Origin of the sequence: Methanosarcina flavescens (assembly GCF_001304615.2) — an archaeon.
GTDB lineage: Archaea > Halobacteriota > Methanosarcinia > Methanosarcinales > Methanosarcinaceae > Methanosarcina > Methanosarcina flavescens.
In genome coordinates this window covers 230,620-246,448 of sequence record NZ_CP032683.1, presented here as the reverse complement: position 1 = coordinate 246,448, position 15,829 = coordinate 230,620, and the positions used below count along the sequence as shown (strand labels likewise).

Below are 15,829 nucleotides of genomic sequence, written 5' to 3'. Positions count from 1 at the left end.
CCGTTGCGCTGAAACCGTTGCGCCGGTTAATCACGCCGACCACGCCTACCAGCCGTTTTCGCTCAAGCCTTTTTAAAAGGCTTGTGGTCAAACTTTTTCTTAAAAAGTTTGTGTTTATCACACCGTCATAAGCCCTGTTAACTAAAGAATCGAGCCTGTGAATGTGATTGTCACCTCGGGGAAGAGGAGCTCGGGAAGGTTCTTGATAAGCACTGTTTCAGGGGACTGCCAGATACCTGAAAGCACAAACAACCCGAAAAGAGATACCCAGGTTGCTGGCAGCCTGAGTTTTATAAAATCATGACTTAACAACACTGTCAAAAAAATCATTTTATAAAAGTAATTTCGATAATCTTAAATCCTGCCAATACAAAATATATAGCGGATAGGCGAGTGCGGAAAAAGATTGATAAGAGGCGTGTTTGGGTTACTTTCTCAACTATCATCACATCACCCCCAAACACGCCTTGCCTCTTATTCGCATATCTCCCTGAAGCTACCGGCTCTTTTTTGTAGCTTTTCTTTTTTCAGCTTTGGGGATTACAGATCTTCCCTTACACTCTTTTACTATATCCTTTCTTTAATTTCTTCTCGCGATTTAGTTTTTCCTCGTAGCCCCGAATGCAGATCCCGACGTGTCAGGCTTGGGAAGGTTGTTCTTGACCCCAAGTATCCTGACAATAATCAGGCTTATCTCAAAGAAAACTACCATGGGCACGGCAAGCATTATCTGACTGAGCACGTCCGCTCCTGGGGTTATGGCGGCTGCAATAATCATTATCAGGACATAAAGATGCTTTCTATAGGTTACAAGTGTCCTGTATTTTACAAGTCCATTTCGGGTAAGGAAGGTGAGTATTATCGGAAGTTCGAATACCAGACCGAACATTGCCGTTCCTGAGGCTACGAACGAGATGAACTTGAAGATAGAATAAGTTGCAGTCACCCCTGAACTGGCTGCATCCATATAGAGGTATTTGAGGAGGAGGGGCAGCATGAGGAAGTAGGCATATGAAGCCCCGAGGATGAACATAATGATGGCACTGATGCCCAGTACAGCAATCTGACCTTTTCCTATCGAGATTGGAACCCGAATTGAGTATCGCCTCGAAATGGCCCTGTAAGTATAAAATGCGATAAGAGGCAGGGTAATGAGCAACCCTATTAAAACCGATAATTTGAGCTGCAGCATCATTACTTCCAGAGGGGAAATGTAAATAAGTTTTGCACCCTCTGGTAGGAGATCTTCTTTCATCCTCTCTATCAGGGGTCCGGTAAACTGAAATGAGAGAATTATACCTGTAATAAGGACCCCTGCAATCACAAGTAGCTTATTTCGCAGGGTCAGCAGGATTACACTGAGATTTTCAATGGCTTCAGACATATGGAGTACCTATCCGGAAAAGCAAAAGAAAGTTCCTTCTCCCGTTTAAGGGAATTCTGGTTCATTGCAGGAGCCCAGGGCAAGGGGAACTATTCACTGCAGTGGTTTTTATCATCAACTTTCTTTTTACCTATTTTGTTTTTTCGTTCTTGGTTTGTTTGGTTCTTTTCACGGAATCCTTTGAATGTTTCACGGAATTGCCAGCCATCCAAGAAGAATTCGGTTAAAGAGAGCCAAAGTTCGAGTATGAGATAATGTTGTTAAAGTACAGGTGACAGGGAAATAGCAGTTACCTTAATAAGTTACCTTAATAGGTTATATTAATTATAATAAGTATATTATATTAATTATCTTAATCGAGTTATATAATCTGAAGGATTATATCAACTATCTTAATCGAGTTATAGTAATTACCATAACTATATTAAACAAATTTCTCAAATAAATTATATCAATTGCGATAACTATATTATGTAAATTATCTTAATTAAGTTATACTAATTACCATGATGCAATAAAATAATTATCTTAATTTGGTTATATTAATCATTTTAAATGTTTTCCATTATATTTAGTAACTCAGCTGCCATAAGTTTTCAGGTACGCCCTTCTTAAGGTATGCTACAATCAGATATGCAAAGTGTAGTAGAAAGATATTGTGAAAAGGAACCGTGAAATGCATTTCAAGCTTCCCTGTACAGGAAAATCGGAACCCTGGCAGAAGGTTTGCAGATTCACATTTAATAATATTTACATTTAATATTATGTTCCGATATTAATATATTTATCAGATACATATGAGCGGAAAAAATGGACTCGCAGCACACAGACAACGGAAAAACAATTTCTACCGGACAGGTATCGGGAACGAATACTTATACCTCAGGTGTTCCGGGAGATATTGAAGAACCTATTACTGCCCACCTGTTCGAGCTAAGGAACCGGCTAGCAATAGTTTTAGTCTGGCTCTTTCTGGGGATAATTATTGCTTTCCCATTTTCGGCAAAAGGGATGCTACTTCTCTGGAAGGAGTTTATAAGTACTGACCTTTACATGACAGCATACTCCCCTCTTGAATGGACTTTTGCCCGCCTCAAGCTCTGCCTGGTCTTCGCCCTTGCAATCTCAGTTCCACAGTTCTTCTACCAGCTTTACAGGTTTGCAGGCAAGGGACTTTATCCGCATGAGAAACGGTTTTTCCTCAAGGTTATTCCGGCATCTTTCCTGCTTTTTCTCTTTGGAACGGCTCTGGGTTACTTTGTTGTCCTGCCTGTGATGTTCAAATACATCCTCCTTTACTCGGGCGATATGGCTACAGCCCAGCTCTCAGTCCAGAGCACCCTCTCAGCCGTAACTACGATCCTGGCAGGCTTTGGAATTGTGTTTCAGCTTCCCCTGCTTGTAGTTTTTGCAGTAAAGATGGGGCTTGTGGAGTACCAGACCCTCAAAAAGCAGAGAGTACTGGTCTACAGTATAATTCTGGCAGTTTCGTTATTTCTCTCCCCTGATCCAACTTTCATCGCCCAAATGGTTGTAGCACTTCTCCTGGGGTTCCTGTTTGAATTCAGCCTGCTGCTTATCAGGTTATTTTGAGATTAATTTGTCTATTTTATCTAATTTCTTTCTTTTAAAATATGAGATACTCTAAAAAACCTCAAAATAAATCAGTCCCCCGATCTTTTTACAAGAACTTTTATATTTGATTGTTGATAATAACCAGCAATGATAGGTACAGCAGAATTGATAGCAATCATCGTTGCTGCTCTCTTCCTCTTTGGGCCTCAGAAGCTTCCTGAGCTTGCACGGTCTTTGGGAAGTGCAATGGGAGAATTTAAAAAAGCACAGCGTGCTGCTGAGCTTGGTCTCACTCAATTCGATGCCTATACCCGAAAAGCCAGTAATACGGCAACTCCGGAAGAGAAAGAGGAGGAACAAGAGGACACACCAGGCAGCAGTAAAGAAGCAAAAACCGATACAGGTTTAAAAGTCAACAATACAGACATGGAAAATTCGCTCGAAGCCGAAAAATCTGCCGCTGGACCGGAAGAGCCCAGAAAAAGCTGAAATTTAGGACTTAGCCATGATGAAAAGGGAAAGGTCTGGAGGATAGATTTAAGGAGAGAGCCAGGGAGATAGACTGAATGGAAAAAATGAAATAAAAAGAGTTAAATATATAAAATATCTTACATAAAATATCTTACAATAAATAAAGTAGAAGCTTTATATATTATAAAAAAACTTAGCTTAACTTAGCGATATTTAGAATTTTTATCCCATTACTGTTGAATCAATTATATTTATTTAAGAAAACGATAGTTGAGGCCAAGCCAATGATAGGCACAAATGAACTCTTAATGATTTTCGGAGTAATTGTACTCCTTTTCGGGGCATCTAAACTTCCGGAACTTGCCCGGTCCATGGGAAGTTCAATGGGAGAATTTAAGAAAGCCCAGAGAGAATCGGAACTAAGCCTGAAGGAATTTGAAAAGTCCCTTAAGGAGCCCGCAGCTCCGAAGAGCAAGATACAGGAAACCGCCCAGAAACTCGGGATTGATATAAGAGGTAAAACCGACGACCAGCTCCTGGATGAGATCCAGAAATCCACAGAAAAGCCAAAAGAAGTCTCCGAACCCTGAGAATACCTGAAAAGTGAGTCTCTCTGCTTTTCATGGCATTTAATTCAGGTTTAACCTTTTATTGAAGCCTGTCATTTTAATTTTATTTTAGTCGATATTTTTAGTTTTATTTTTAATCGGATCCGGATAGTGTTACAATTCATCAGGAGACCTTTTGTGGTTGAGTTAATCAGCGAAGTTGACAAAAACGATAACTTTCTCAGGCTACGCGATCGAGAGGAGTTTTATTCAGGAGAGCACATCCACAGGGCTGCTCAGCTTATCCTGCTCAACCCTGAGAATAAAATGCTCATACAAAAGAGGTCGTCTAAAAAACGCTGGTATCCAAACCGTTACACATACTCGGTAAGCGGTACTGTAGCGGACGAATCTTATGAGGCCTGTATGATGCGGGAAATGCTTGAAGAGATCGGAATCTCAATTCCTTTCAGGAAGCTATTTAAGATCTCCTGTATTTTCGAAAACAAAGGAGCCTTCCACACGGTATTTTCAGGTCGATGTTCTGCAAAAATTGCAAACTCAATTCGGCCAGATCCGGAAGAAGCCGTTTTTGTTGAATGGATAGAACTGGAAGAATTGCACAGGGCTGTTAGAGCCGAACCTGAAAAATATACGCCTTCCCTGCGGGCAGGAATCATAAAAATCTTCCAGGAAGGGTACGGAAAATATTTCTTCTGACAAAGTAATAATTTTTTCTAAGTAATGAAAACCTTCTTAGTCTATATGCGACAAATGAAGACATTGTGATTAAATCAAAAAGAAATAAAAATCTTTCAGGCTGAGAAAAAAAGCCATGATACAATTCTGGTATGGTTTATTTCTCTTTTATGAAAAGCACCTTTAGAGCTCTACTCCAGTCGCAACACGCCAATATACTGAGAGATATTAAAAGAATTATCCAGCAAAGTAATGATAAAAACATAATAGTTATTGTCAACAAGTAATTAAATAGTTTAGCATGTAGTAGAAAGCAAGCCAGAGAATAGATTACCGGAGTAAAAAGAAGCTGTGGAAATTCAGCTATCTTGCAGGATAGTAGATTACGATATTTCTGAAAGAAATATCAGGTAAGCTTTTTCCTGAATCCCGGGCAATCTCCTGCTCTTCTCATCTCCTGCTCTTCTCATCTCCTGCTCTTCTCTTTACTGGCTCTCACTACTTCGGGCTTCCTAACACTTGTATTTATCCGACTCAGTATCCATATTCATCTGATGCCTCTTTTAAGCCAGCGTATTCACCTATAATAGGGATATGTTCCCCGCACTTTGGACAGGTCTTCTCAGGTGTAATATCATACTTTTCGATCTCGAAGAAGCCCCGGGCAATTAACAGTTTTCCGCAATTCGGGCAGAAGGTATTGTTTTTCTCACTGCCAGGGACATTGCCCATGTAAACATATCTCAGCCCTTCCTCAGTTGCGATTTTACAGGCTTCTTGCATAGTTTTTACAGGTGTAGGGGAGATGTTCTGCATTTTGTACTGCGGATGGAAACGTGTAAAATGCAGGGGGGTTTCAGGCCCCAGGCTTTTGTAGACCCATTTTGAGAGCTCCCTGAGCTCATCAAGGGAATCGTTTGCGCCTGGTATGATCAGGGTTGTAATCTCTACATGGATACCGAGTTGTTTTGCAAGGGCTGAAGCCTCAAGCACAGGAGCCAGTTTTGCGCTGGCAACATCGTGGTAAAATTTTTCATTAAAAGCTTTGATATCGATATTTGCGGCATCCAGATAAGGCGCAATATGTCTTAGGGCATCAGGCGTCATGTACCCGTTTGTTACATAAATTGTTGCAAGCCCTGCATCCTTTGCCAGTTTTGCACACTCGTAAGTGTACTCGTGCCAGATCGTGGGCTCGTTATAGGTCCAGGCAATTGAGCCTGAACGTGAGAGGATCGCCCTTTCAATCAGCTCGTCAGGGGGGATATTCATTGTATAAGCATCTTCCAGGCAAGCCTGGGATATTGCCCAGTTCTGGCAGTGCTTGCAGCGGAAATTGCATCCTATCGACCCTACTGAGTAAACATAAGATCCCGGATAAAAGTGATAAAGAGGTTTTTTTTCTATAGGGTCAACGGCTTCGCTTGAGACTGTCCCGTAAATAAGAGTATATAATTGCCCTTCCCTGTTTTCCCTGACCCCACAAAAGCCCCTTTTCCCCGGAGGAATTTTACAACTCTGGGCGCAGAGATTGCAATGTACTTTGTTGTCTCCGATTTTCTCATAAAGCATGGCTTCTTTTATCACATCAATCCCCATCTAGAGATTGTTTTTTTGTATAATAACGATTGTTGTTACATATCTCCCTCTGTTCTGGAAGCAAGTGAAATACTCTTTTCTGTTACTAGAAAATTGAAATTGCCAGAAAAACGAGGGAAAAATAAAGCATGTTCAAGGATTTTCTCATGCATTTTGGGCTTGATGAACACACTGCAGAAGAAGATGCCTGCAAAATTGAGCATACCCTTAATCCAAAAACAGCACGTACATTGGAGAAATTCATAGAATTTACGGATAAGGAAGAAGAATCTAAAATCTGGATAGATCATTTCAGGTATTTTGTTGAAACCGGGGAATATATACATTGTTCCCCTGAAAACTGAGATAAATGTTCTGGCAAAAAGATTAAGTAATCTCTGTTTTTCTTTTTTCGCTCAACTATGTTGGAAAATCTTTTATCATTTCCTATTTGAGGAAACTCTCACATACATTTTTCCAGAGTATGATGATTTCTGCCTGTATAATTTAAAGGAACTTCCCTCTCCCTGCAAGTTCATCCTATTTTTCGTGCAAATACAATTCTTGATCCATCCTTCATATCAAGCTCACAGAATACTTCAAACCCGTAATTGCCAAGCATATCTATATACTCGATGAAAGGTACGCTGTTCTCAAAGCTGTAACTAGATCCTCCTTTTTTCACACCTTCAAAAGTCCACAGATTCCATTCAAGGTTGAGAAGGGGATTGGATTTCATCTTTTCGTCAGGCATCTGCCGGGTTACGAAAATGCCTCCAGTGTTTAAGGCTTTGGAAATCTTCGGGATAAGGGATGGCACTTTTCCTCCAGGGTTAAAGGAAGAAAAGATTAGATCATACCCATCCCCGATTTCGTCCTTAAAAAAGTCTCCCAGAATTACATCCACATTTAACGCTTCATATCTCTCAATAAATTCTTTTGCTTTTTCCGTAACTGGAGGCAGGTCATAAACAAAAGCCTGCAGGTTCTTATTCAGTCTGGCAAATGCAATGGCGTAGAGCCCATGACCTCCTCCGAGGTCAAGCAGTTTTTTGACATTTTCCAGATTAATGTTTTCCGCGACGACTTTGACAGTTTCCTGAAGCATTCCACAGCGTGCGTTCTCAGCCATAGACTGGATAACTTCTCCAAAAAAAGTTCCTTTCTCAAAAATTATAGGTCCGGTCTTCATGATTTCGGGAAGGCGGTTCCAGAGATCGACAGTCCTTAACCTTTCGGCAAGGTAATGCCGCTGTGAAAATGGAGAACTCTCCAGAAGATAAGTAGCACTTAACTCGGAGACCAGATACACGGCACTAAGATCTGTTGAGCCGTTATTCTGAACCCTGCCCTCAGGCCTGTTTTCATATCCGTTTTCGGGAGTATGTTCGTCTTTTTCATCGTTTTTTTCTTTTCCATGCCTGTGTGTATTTCCTTTTTCTTCAAGTGCTCCTTCTTCAAACCTATCGAGCAGGCCAAGGCTGTAAAGGGCTTCACAGAAGTGAGGCATGAGCACTGAGTCGCAACCAAGCTTTTCAGCCAGGGCTCCTGCTGATAAAGGAGTTTTAAGAGCTTCAAGCACCCCGAGGTCAATAGCTGAGACAATGAGCCTGTATTCTTTTAAACCCTGTATAGAAGAATCAATAAGCTTGAAAAATTGATCTGAATCTATCTCGGGTTTTTGCATCAAATCCACAGCTTTTTCAAGCTCTTTTAAATTTTTAAGTTTCTTCCTGGCATTTAAATCATTTTCCAATCGATTTTTCTCTGTAGCTTGTGTGTTAACCTTGATATCATACCCTTTTTTGTCATCAGATTCATGTTCCATGCCTTCTCTCCTACCCATCATTTGTCCATATATGTTCTGACCTTTTTCTGTCTACATATGGATTTCGTAAAACACAGTAACATTTAGTGCGATTAAAGTTTTAACTTATAACAAAATGAGTAAAAATTGTTAAATTAAAGTGCTACTCAAAGGAGATAACAGTAAATTTTAAATGTAGACTTAAAATAAAGAATTAAGAAAATTTAATTTTTATATACTCTTGTTTAAACTGACACTTTAAATAGAAAATGCAAAGCAAGAAAACAATTTAAAAAAGGAATTTAGAAAGATGCGTCTACGTAATCGACCGGTCTTTTAAAAACAGCTGTTATCATACCGTTTTCGTCAATTTCGTCCGCAAACTTGATGAGTTCCCAGCCTTCAACTCCAAGGCGGTTAAGATCTTCTTTTGTCTTTGACCACTCACTGAACCTTATCTCTTTGACATCATATTCCCATATGGTCATTCTAATTCATCTCCAGTAAAGTTGGATAAGATTAACTAATATACTAAGTGGTTGTATCTGCTATATTTATCTTTTTAAAAAATAGATTTGTGATCAAAACAAGTAAAGTTGAGTTATGGTTTGATCTGGGAATTGATCTTGAAATTGGGTTGACACCCGGGTTTCTTTAAAGGAATGAGTAAAAAGGAAAAACTGTTGAGAGTTGATTTCTTTAAATCAACTCAAATCTCAACCAGTTTATACTCCCGGCTTCCAAGCCCGATTTCTTCTCCATATCTGAGCTGGTGAGTTCCGTCAACCATTGGCCAGGCGCCCCTGAATTTATCGGCTCCGGCCTCGTGGTTAAAGTGCAGGGAGGAGCCGATAAGCCCTTTCTGCTTATTTACAAGGTCGTAACTTGCTTGGTCAAGGGCAACAGGATCAGTTGAAGCTAGGATTCCTATATCCGGCACAATAGGCGCATCGCTCCAGGGCACACAGTCGCAGTCAGGTGTAATTTTAAGCAGGAAATTAATATAGCCGACTCTGTTTTTCTTTCCTTTCACCGCGCCATATGCATATTCTGTAACGCATTCCAGAAACTCCGGGATGTCGTGTTCCCAGTCGATATCAATTGCCCCTGACGGACAGGCTTCCATACATTGCCCGCAGCTTATGCAGATATTTGGCTCGATCATTGAAACCTCGCCTACAAGAGCAGAAGCCCCAACCGGACAGACCTCAACGCATTTTCCGCAGGCTACGCACTTTTCTCCAACCACATGCGGGCTTGTCCTGAAGTGCTGTTCTTTCTTGCCGACTGCGGGAGCACAGCCCATAGCAAGATTTTTGATAGCCCCTCCAAATCCGGCTACGATATGCCCCTTAAAATGGGACATCACAATCATGGAGTCCGCAGCAGCAATATCCGACCCTATTTTTACGGAATTGAAGTGCTTCAGCCCGATCTCGACCTCTGCCGCATTCTGGCTCTTCAAGCCGTCCGATATAATAAGTGGAGCCCGGACTACGGAATAATCAAAACCATGTTCTATTGCTGTTGTCAGATGATCGACGGCATTATGCCGGCTGCCCGAGTAAAGTGTATTTGTGTCCGTAATAAACGGTTTTGCCCCGGCTGCTCGAATCTTTTCCACAACCTGCCGTACAAAGACCGGATTTATGTATCCATCGTTCCCGTACTCTCCAAAATGAACCTTTATTGCAGTCAGGTCGTCTGACCCCAGGAGCTCAACGAATCCTGCTTCATCAAAAAGCCTCTGAATCTTACTGATGGTATTTTCCTGTGGGTTTCTAGCCCTGAGATCTGCAAAATAAACTTTACTTACCGTTTAAGTCCCTCCTAATCTAGATTTGTGCTTTATCCTGAGTGTGAAATTAAATGTGTGAAGTTAAGAAAGTGTTTTTTATTTTTAGGTATTGCGCTGGAGAGAAAGAAAAGTTACTGGTCAATAAAGTTCACATGTCACAAAGACCCTGTAAAAAATTTAAATGTGGTTGAATGGCGATAAATTCTTGGTAATTCATAATTCTTGGTAATTCCTGCCTGAAATCGAAATATCTTATAAATCTTATCTTACGGCTTTCCAGTAAATTTCTTATATTTTTTAATATCCACCGCTATTTTCTTGAATCTTTCCTTTTCAAGCCGCTTAAGCCCTATCTCGGCTTTTTTTGTCTGGAATATAAGTTCATCAGTTAACCTGTGATAACTGGCAAGCCGTTCTTCCGGAATAAGCCCGTCTTCAACCGCCTTCAGTACAGTACAACCCGGCTCGTCACGGTGAGTGCAGTCTTTAAATTTGCAGTTGCGGGCTGCATCAACTATTTCTGAAAATGCTTTTTCAAGCCCGTCTGCAGAGTCTCCGAGCTGGATTTCCCTGATTCCGGGATTGTCTATAAGGACTGCTCCGTTCGGAAGCGGGAACATCTGGCGGACTGTTGTTGTATGTCTCCCTTTTTCATCGTCTTCCCTGATACCGCTGGTTCTCTGGACGGTTTCACCAAGAAAAGCGTTAATAAGTGTGGATTTCCCAACCCCTGAAGAACCGATTAATGCAACCGTTTCCCCTGGATTGAGGTAAGGGCTAAGTGTATCAAGCCCGGTTTTTGAAAGGGCACTTAATGGAATAACCGGCACATTCCCTGCAATAAACTGGATTTTTTCTACCAGCCGGGCTGGATTATCTTCAAGGTCAATTTTGTTAAGTAAAATTACAGGTCTTGCCCCAGAAGAATATACAATGGTGAGATACCTCTCAAGCCTTCTAAGGTTGAGATCCTTACCAACCGACGTCACGATAAAAATGGTATCAAGGTTTGCAGCAATTACCTGCTCTCCGCCCCCGTTTCCTGCTGCCCCTCTTGAGAGATAGGTTCTTCTGGGAAGGATATTAACAATCATGCGTGAGCCCAGTTCTGGCTGGTCAAGTAAAACGACAAAATCCCCTACAACCGGCTGCTTCCCAATTTTCTGAAGTGCACCGGAAATTCCAGCCTGCACGACAGCTCCAGGGACAAGGACTTCGCAGACTGTTTTGTGCCTTGATGTGACTCTTCCGGGAGTGTAAGAGCCTTTGTAGGCAGAAAAAGCAAGCTCAAGTTCTTCATTCCACCCTGGAATAGTATTAGTGTCACTATGAACTGGATTATGACCTGAAGTTTCTGCTTCGCTATGATTGTTCATGAAATGGAAGTATCTGATTAAATGGATAAATATTTTGATATTTTGTCCTGTAAAAGCTCAATTGCGCTTGGAGACTCCTTTTTATTCCGGCTGAAAAATTCCCTAGTCATTCCTAGCACTAATCTTAGAGAAAACGGTAAGAATCAAAGTAAGAAACTTTAAAAATACTTTAATGAATAAAAAAGCTTGGTATTATTTAGTGCTTTTGATACTCATACAAATCAAAATGTTAATTAACTTAAGAATTTCTTTATTAAAATTACAATATGATGCCCAATGGAAAACAAAATTTAAGTGAAGAGTTCAAACAAAAAGTTATCCTCGTACTCGAGGATAACGATAAAATATTTGAGACTAATTGGAATGAAAATCAGAATAAGCTTGTTGAACTAAATCAATCCACTCCATCAAAAATAAATGGATATCTAAATGGATATCTAAATTTGAGTAAAAGAAAGATTGATATATATAAAAATTGGGTTAGCAACCGTATAAACTCTTTTAGTAGAACGTTGCTTACTTCAATTATTGGGATAACAACTTTTTGCTTCTTCGCAACTGTACCCATTTTAGGATACGACTGGGGACTTGTGGACCAACAATCTCCCTTATATTGCAAAATCGGCAGCATATTCGTTATTTTTTTCTTCAAGTTGTTTTTATCCATTTTGCAGTGCAGAATTCTAAAAGTAAATTCAGTATAGATTTTGAAAAATTCCATGAAGATAGTCAAGAAAAAAATGATAATGATATAAAAGCACTAGATAAGACAAAATGTTCCATTGATTCTGATATTGAGGAAATAAACGAAATTTATACCAAGTTCAAAAGCTCACTTAAAGACACATGCGAAGTAGTTCGCAATCTTATTCCAACTTGTAAAGAAATAGATGAGCTACACAAATTTCAGGAGAAGTGGTACTTAGAATGCCACAAATTAAAAATAGTAACTACTTATTTTGGGCTGAAAGCTCAAAGCAATGAACTTACCCTATTAGCAAAAAAGCCAATGATTGAAAAAAAGCGTTCAAATGATGAAAACTTGAGATACTCAATTATCGAGTATATATGTGAAAAAACTTGCTTAGATATCCAATTAATGAATCTATTCATATACTGTTATAATGAAGATAAGAAAGCTGGACGATTATGGAAATCTATCAAGCAGGATCCCAATAAAGTAAATTATCTAGCAAAAAAAATTATTTGAATTAGATAAACTAGATTTTGCCAAAAAATCTAATTCAAATAAATCCGAAGATTTAAACGAATCCAAATTTAGTGAAGAGATCCTGAAAAATATTCTGTTAAGAACTCAAAATTTTGACCTGCTTTCGATAACAGACAATGTGTCTTTATATCTGCGTCTATGCAGTTTCCTTCAGGGCTACTTTAAAAAACTAATTGACGAAAAAATTCCTTTGAGAAATCAACTACATTGTGAGAATATTGTAGAAAATATCGATTTCGAAAAAGATTTTGAATCTAATTTTATTGATGTTTTTTCAAAAGAACTTCATAAATCGTTAAGTATAGATGCAGATGGAAATATCAAAGAGGCTTATGTAATCGCACTGATGGCAATTATTCTAAATCCAGATATTAAATTTAGGGACAAAGTATGCAAGAAAGCGGCTGAAAACCATAATTCCATATACATTTTGATGGCATATCATAAGCTACGTGAACAGAAAGCAGCTGCAAATGAATCTTTCACTCTGTCGGATATATTTAAAGCAGAGAAACCATCTGAAATTAAAGAGAAAATTGAAAATGATAACGCAGAAAAAGAGATTTTTAGATATATGGTACTCTCATTGTCTCGAGGCGAATGGCATGAATCAAGTCAAATAATTATACAAAAAATGATAGAAGATTTGTCTAAGAGAATAAGAAATAAAGAAAAATTTGAAGCGTTTAAAAAAGCATTCATTAATATTTTTGAGAAAGTAAGCATAAATACCCTAGATAGAGCTGTAGATGCTGGTCTTTTTACGGTATATTTTATTCTTACAAATTCTTCTATAGGAGAATTCACAGATAAAGTAGTGGATCGTCTGTTAATTAGCAATTTCAAAAATGAGGAGGATATTAAAAATTTTGAAAAAGAAAACAATATTTCACTATATTATGATTTAAAAGACGGTTCACGTATTCCAAAGTATAATTTTACTAAATATTCTAAATCTACTAGAATTGGTATTCTGCATAAGGATATTGAGTTTTCAACTTTCGCTAATGATATTACTACTGATGTTGAAAAATTATTAGAGAAAGAAACTAAGGATCTAACTGATGAAGCTAAATGGAAAGATATAGGTCTTATAGTTTTGAGAATTAGCCCTTCAAAATACAGTTTTGGAATTTTAGATAAAGAAATTGAAAAAAAGGGTAAGCTTCAACTAATAAATCTAGATATTGCATCTTGTATTACATCTTTAGCTTCCGGTTCTGGCTACCTTGAAGACGAACAAAAGTTAGCCGTTTCTACTCTTGATAGCACAATAAATATTTTAGACGTCATTGACCAACTAAAAATATATGAGTACTTGTCAACAGGTCTACGAAAAGATCTTACTCGGGAGGAAAGAGTATTTTTGCAAAGTAAGGACTTGAAAGAAGAGATTAAAAAATCTTTATACGCTGTGTTTGCAAACGCATATTCTAATAGATACCCAAAGAAGACTCTTAAACCAAGTACTCAAAAGAGATGTGTAAATGAGTTTTTGGATTTACTTGAATCATTGAATGAACTTTGGACGTAAACCCCTTTATTTCTGAACTCAATATCACTTTCTTTGAGTACGTTTTTTGATAAATACTATGCCCTGTCGCCTTAGGGCATGTACTTGTTTTCAATGACTGGTAACGATAAGGCTGTTATACATGATCTAAGGTACAAAATCAGAACTCTAGAGTTTGAGAACACGTATGGCTTGGGGTAATATCCCAATATGGGTAATATATACTTCTACTTATTTCTTCCCCTTCCTCTCAATTTTACTCTGGCTTAAATTCGTAAATCTTATAGTTACAAAAATTTTAACTATACTCTTAGATACCGCATTAGGATCTTGCGGCACTTTTCTATCTCAATATAGTCGGGCTGTGGAGCCTTATCACAATACAAAGAGAAGGTAATTTATTTTGATATCATTAATATAAAATTTAACATTTATTGACATTATGCTTTATAACTTATTCTTATTACTTTCTATTATTTTTGATCTTAATAGCATATCTTTAAAGTTAACTGGCTTATATATGAGGCGCCAAAAAAATATCAATTAAATAATGTGTAAATAAACGAGTGTAATAAAAACGAAATAGTCATATTCTTGTTTAATAATAAGAGGTTTTTATGATAAATGAGGATGATATTGCTAAAAACTTTGACAAAATAAATCTAAAATGGCTCAAATGGGGCGTCATCATTAATTTTGCCATGCTCCTAACAGTAATTGCCCAACTTTTTAACGTCCATATTCCTGTACCTTCTTTTGATGAAAAGGAGTATCTAATTTACAATACCGAGCCAGAAATTTATCCTACAAATCTATATTTATTAAATACTGATCCAATATATTACGTGGAGATGGAAGTAAATAATAAGGAAATAATAGAATATGGAGAAGATTTAAAATTTTCTATTACAATTAACAACAAAGGAAAGAAAAATATTGAAAATCCAGAATATAGAATTCTTATCTGCGATCCATTAGAAAGGATAAGAGGAGTCTATCCTAAAATAAATACTCCCATTAACGCTCCTGAAGATTTATTGACAAAAAAAGATGATATTTCTTCAGAAGATGGTGATAATAAATTAAATTTTGTATTTAAGCTACCAAGTGAAGATCAAAAATTAATAGGTGATTGGAGAATATTTATATATCTTTTCGATAGAAATTCAAACTCATTGGTATCATACAATATATATGAATTTAAAGTCTCAGAGAACCGACCTCTTGGATTCGAAAAGTTTTTCATATATATACTTCCCGGCATTGTGTTCATACTAGGTAATATAATATTTGACCTATTAAAAAAGAAGAGAGAACAAATCTCTAGACAAAGCAATTAATTTTTGATAGAAAGCTTTTAATAAAGAAGAACTAAATCAAAAATACTTCAAGAACATTGAAATTATTAGGCAGACTCTAAAATTAGGGCTTTGTAGAAATCATCAGAAGTAAAGTATCTCTATCGATCTGAAATGAATATACTGATCGATGTTTAATTACTTACCTTCAGTCCCGTATGGTTGGATTTAGATAGGTTTCTACAAAGCCAAAATTAGAAAATAAATTCTAGATATATAAATTGGCTGCGCTTTTTCCCAGTTTCCGAAATCCGTATGCGAGATATGCGTGAATGTTATCCAAGGCAGGCAGAGAATTGATATCATCTGTGTAATGAGAAACGGAGCATTAAATATAAAAAATTCTGAAAGATCATAGGCCTTTTTTCGATATCTAACGCTGTTGATTATAGCATGAAAAGTAATAAAATTCTCCTCTTAATGAAATATATAAATAAATAGTTAGCTATGTTTAATTAACAATACTAAAATTTAAAAATATAAGTGTCTGT

Annotated in this window: 15 protein-coding genes; 8 read left to right on the top strand and 7 right to left on the bottom strand. The window is 37.8% G+C overall.

The genetic code is table 11. The annotated features are described in order from the left end of the window. Positions 1–141: 141 nt before the first annotated feature. Together AOB57_RS01015 and tatC (AOB57_RS01010) are read right to left on the bottom strand one after the other, a co-directional pair. Positions 142–321, bottom strand: a complete 180-nt coding sequence (locus AOB57_RS01015; protein WP_167829498.1) for a hypothetical protein — start codon at positions 319–321, stop codon at positions 142–144. A gap of 277 nt (positions 322–598) precedes the next feature. Further along, on the bottom strand, positions 599–1,384 hold the full coding sequence (gene tatC / locus AOB57_RS01010; RefSeq protein ID WP_054298826.1) for a Sec-independent protein translocase TatC: 786 nt from the start codon (positions 1,382–1,384) through the stop codon (positions 599–601). Positions 1,385–2,194: 810 nt separating this feature from the next. Between tatC (AOB57_RS01010) and tatC (AOB57_RS01005) the strand changes: the two genes are divergently transcribed. The 4 genes from tatC (AOB57_RS01005) to AOB57_RS00990 all read left to right on the top strand — a co-directional run bounded on the left by tatC (AOB57_RS01005) (position 2,195) and on the right by AOB57_RS00990 (position 4,698). Next, positions 2,195–2,977 (top strand): twin-arginine translocase subunit TatC, encoded by a 783-nt coding sequence (gene tatC / locus AOB57_RS01005; RefSeq protein ID WP_054298825.1) that lies wholly within the window; start codon positions 2,195–2,197, stop codon positions 2,975–2,977. A gap of 129 nt (positions 2,978–3,106) precedes the next feature. Beyond that, positions 3,107–3,448: a Sec-independent protein translocase subunit TatA/TatB gene (locus AOB57_RS01000; RefSeq protein WP_054298824.1), complete on the top strand. Its 342-nt coding sequence runs from the start codon at positions 3,107–3,109 to the stop codon at positions 3,446–3,448. Between the two features lie 266 nt (positions 3,449–3,714). Next, positions 3,715–4,020 carry a twin-arginine translocase TatA/TatE family subunit gene (locus AOB57_RS00995; protein WP_054298823.1) on the top strand — a complete coding sequence of 102 codons (306 nt, stop codon included), beginning with the start codon at positions 3,715–3,717 and terminating at the stop codon, positions 4,018–4,020. A 156-nt stretch (positions 4,021–4,176) separates the two neighbouring features. After that, entirely contained in the window at positions 4,177–4,698 is a 522-nt protein-coding gene (locus AOB57_RS00990; protein ID WP_167829497.1) for a Nudix hydrolase, read from the top strand. A 513-nt stretch (positions 4,699–5,211) separates the two neighbouring features. Here AOB57_RS00990 and amrS read toward each other — a convergent pair. Further along, positions 5,212–6,276: an AmmeMemoRadiSam system radical SAM enzyme gene (amrS, locus tag AOB57_RS00985; RefSeq protein WP_054298821.1), complete on the bottom strand. Its 1,065-nt coding sequence runs from the start codon at positions 6,274–6,276 to the stop codon at positions 5,212–5,214. A 128-nt stretch (positions 6,277–6,404) separates the two neighbouring features. On the opposite strand from amrS, the gene AOB57_RS00980 reads away from it, so the two are divergent. Then, positions 6,405–6,620 (top strand): iron dependent repressor, metal binding and dimerization domain protein, encoded by a 216-nt coding sequence (locus AOB57_RS00980; protein ID WP_226999571.1) that lies wholly within the window; start codon positions 6,405–6,407, stop codon positions 6,618–6,620. A 170-nt stretch (positions 6,621–6,790) separates the two neighbouring features. Here the strand turns inward: AOB57_RS00980 and AOB57_RS00975 are convergent, their stop codons facing one another. From AOB57_RS00975 to rsgA, 4 genes are all read right to left on the bottom strand, one after another. Then, a complete protein-coding gene (locus tag AOB57_RS00975; RefSeq protein ID WP_054298820.1) occupies positions 6,791–8,083 on the bottom strand; it encodes a methyltransferase in 1,293 nt (430 codons plus the stop codon). A gap of 281 nt (positions 8,084–8,364) precedes the next feature. After that, a complete protein-coding gene (locus AOB57_RS00970) occupies positions 8,365–8,550 on the bottom strand; it encodes a hypothetical protein (protein WP_048166277.1) in 186 nt (61 codons plus the stop codon). 221 nt (positions 8,551–8,771) lie between these two features. Continuing rightward, positions 8,772–9,824: a DUF362 domain-containing protein gene (locus AOB57_RS00965; RefSeq protein ID WP_054298819.1), complete on the bottom strand. Its 1,053-nt coding sequence runs from the start codon at positions 9,822–9,824 to the stop codon at positions 8,772–8,774. Positions 9,825–10,126: 302 nt separating this feature from the next. Continuing rightward, positions 10,127–11,236 (bottom strand): ribosome small subunit-dependent GTPase A, encoded by a 1,110-nt coding sequence (gene rsgA, locus AOB57_RS00960; protein WP_054298818.1) that lies wholly within the window; start codon positions 11,234–11,236, stop codon positions 10,127–10,129. 613 nt (positions 11,237–11,849) lie between these two features. Between rsgA and AOB57_RS00955 the strand changes: the two genes are divergently transcribed. The 3 genes from AOB57_RS00955 (at position 11,850) to AOB57_RS00945 (ending at position 15,320) form a co-directional block, all read left to right on the top strand. Beyond that, positions 11,850–12,446, top strand: a complete 597-nt coding sequence (locus tag AOB57_RS00955; protein ID WP_054298816.1) for a hypothetical protein — start codon at positions 11,850–11,852, stop codon at positions 12,444–12,446. Between the two features lie 211 nt (positions 12,447–12,657). Beyond that, on the top strand, positions 12,658–14,001 hold the full coding sequence (locus tag AOB57_RS00950; RefSeq protein ID WP_054298815.1) for a hypothetical protein: 1,344 nt from the start codon (positions 12,658–12,660) through the stop codon (positions 13,999–14,001). A gap of 596 nt (positions 14,002–14,597) precedes the next feature. Then, a complete protein-coding gene (locus AOB57_RS00945; RefSeq protein WP_054298814.1) occupies positions 14,598–15,320 on the top strand; it encodes a hypothetical protein in 723 nt (240 codons plus the stop codon). The last annotated feature ends 509 nt before the right edge of the window (positions 15,321–15,829 follow it).

What these genes read in the sequence shown, in the direction of transcription:
- tatC (WP_054298826.1), bottom strand. Translation starts at nt 1,384, where the DNA reads ATGTCTGAAGCCATTGAAAATCTCAGTGTAATCCTGCTGACCCTGCGA.
- tatC (WP_054298825.1), top strand. Translation starts at nt 2,195, where the DNA reads ATGGACTCGCAGCACACAGACAACGGAAAAACAATTTCTACCGGACAG.
- AOB57_RS01000 (WP_054298824.1), top strand. Translation starts at nt 3,107, where the DNA reads ATGATAGGTACAGCAGAATTGATAGCAATCATCGTTGCTGCTCTCTTC.
- AOB57_RS00995 (WP_054298823.1), top strand. Translation starts at nt 3,715, where the DNA reads ATGATAGGCACAAATGAACTCTTAATGATTTTCGGAGTAATTGTACTC.
- amrS (WP_054298821.1), bottom strand. Translation starts at nt 6,276, where the DNA reads ATGGGGATTGATGTGATAAAAGAAGCCATGCTTTATGAGAAAATCGGA.
- AOB57_RS00980 (WP_226999571.1), top strand. Translation starts at nt 6,405, where the DNA reads ATGTTCAAGGATTTTCTCATGCATTTTGGGCTTGATGAACACACTGCA.
- AOB57_RS00975 (WP_054298820.1), bottom strand. Translation starts at nt 8,083, where the DNA reads ATGGAACATGAATCTGATGACAAAAAAGGGTATGATATCAAGGTTAAC.
- AOB57_RS00970 (WP_048166277.1), bottom strand. Translation starts at nt 8,550, where the DNA reads ATGACCATATGGGAATATGATGTCAAAGAGATAAGGTTCAGTGAGTGG.
- rsgA (WP_054298818.1), bottom strand. Translation starts at nt 11,236, where the DNA reads ATGAACAATCATAGCGAAGCAGAAACTTCAGGTCATAATCCAGTTCAT.
- AOB57_RS00945 (WP_054298814.1), top strand. Translation starts at nt 14,598, where the DNA reads ATGATAAATGAGGATGATATTGCTAAAAACTTTGACAAAATAAATCTA.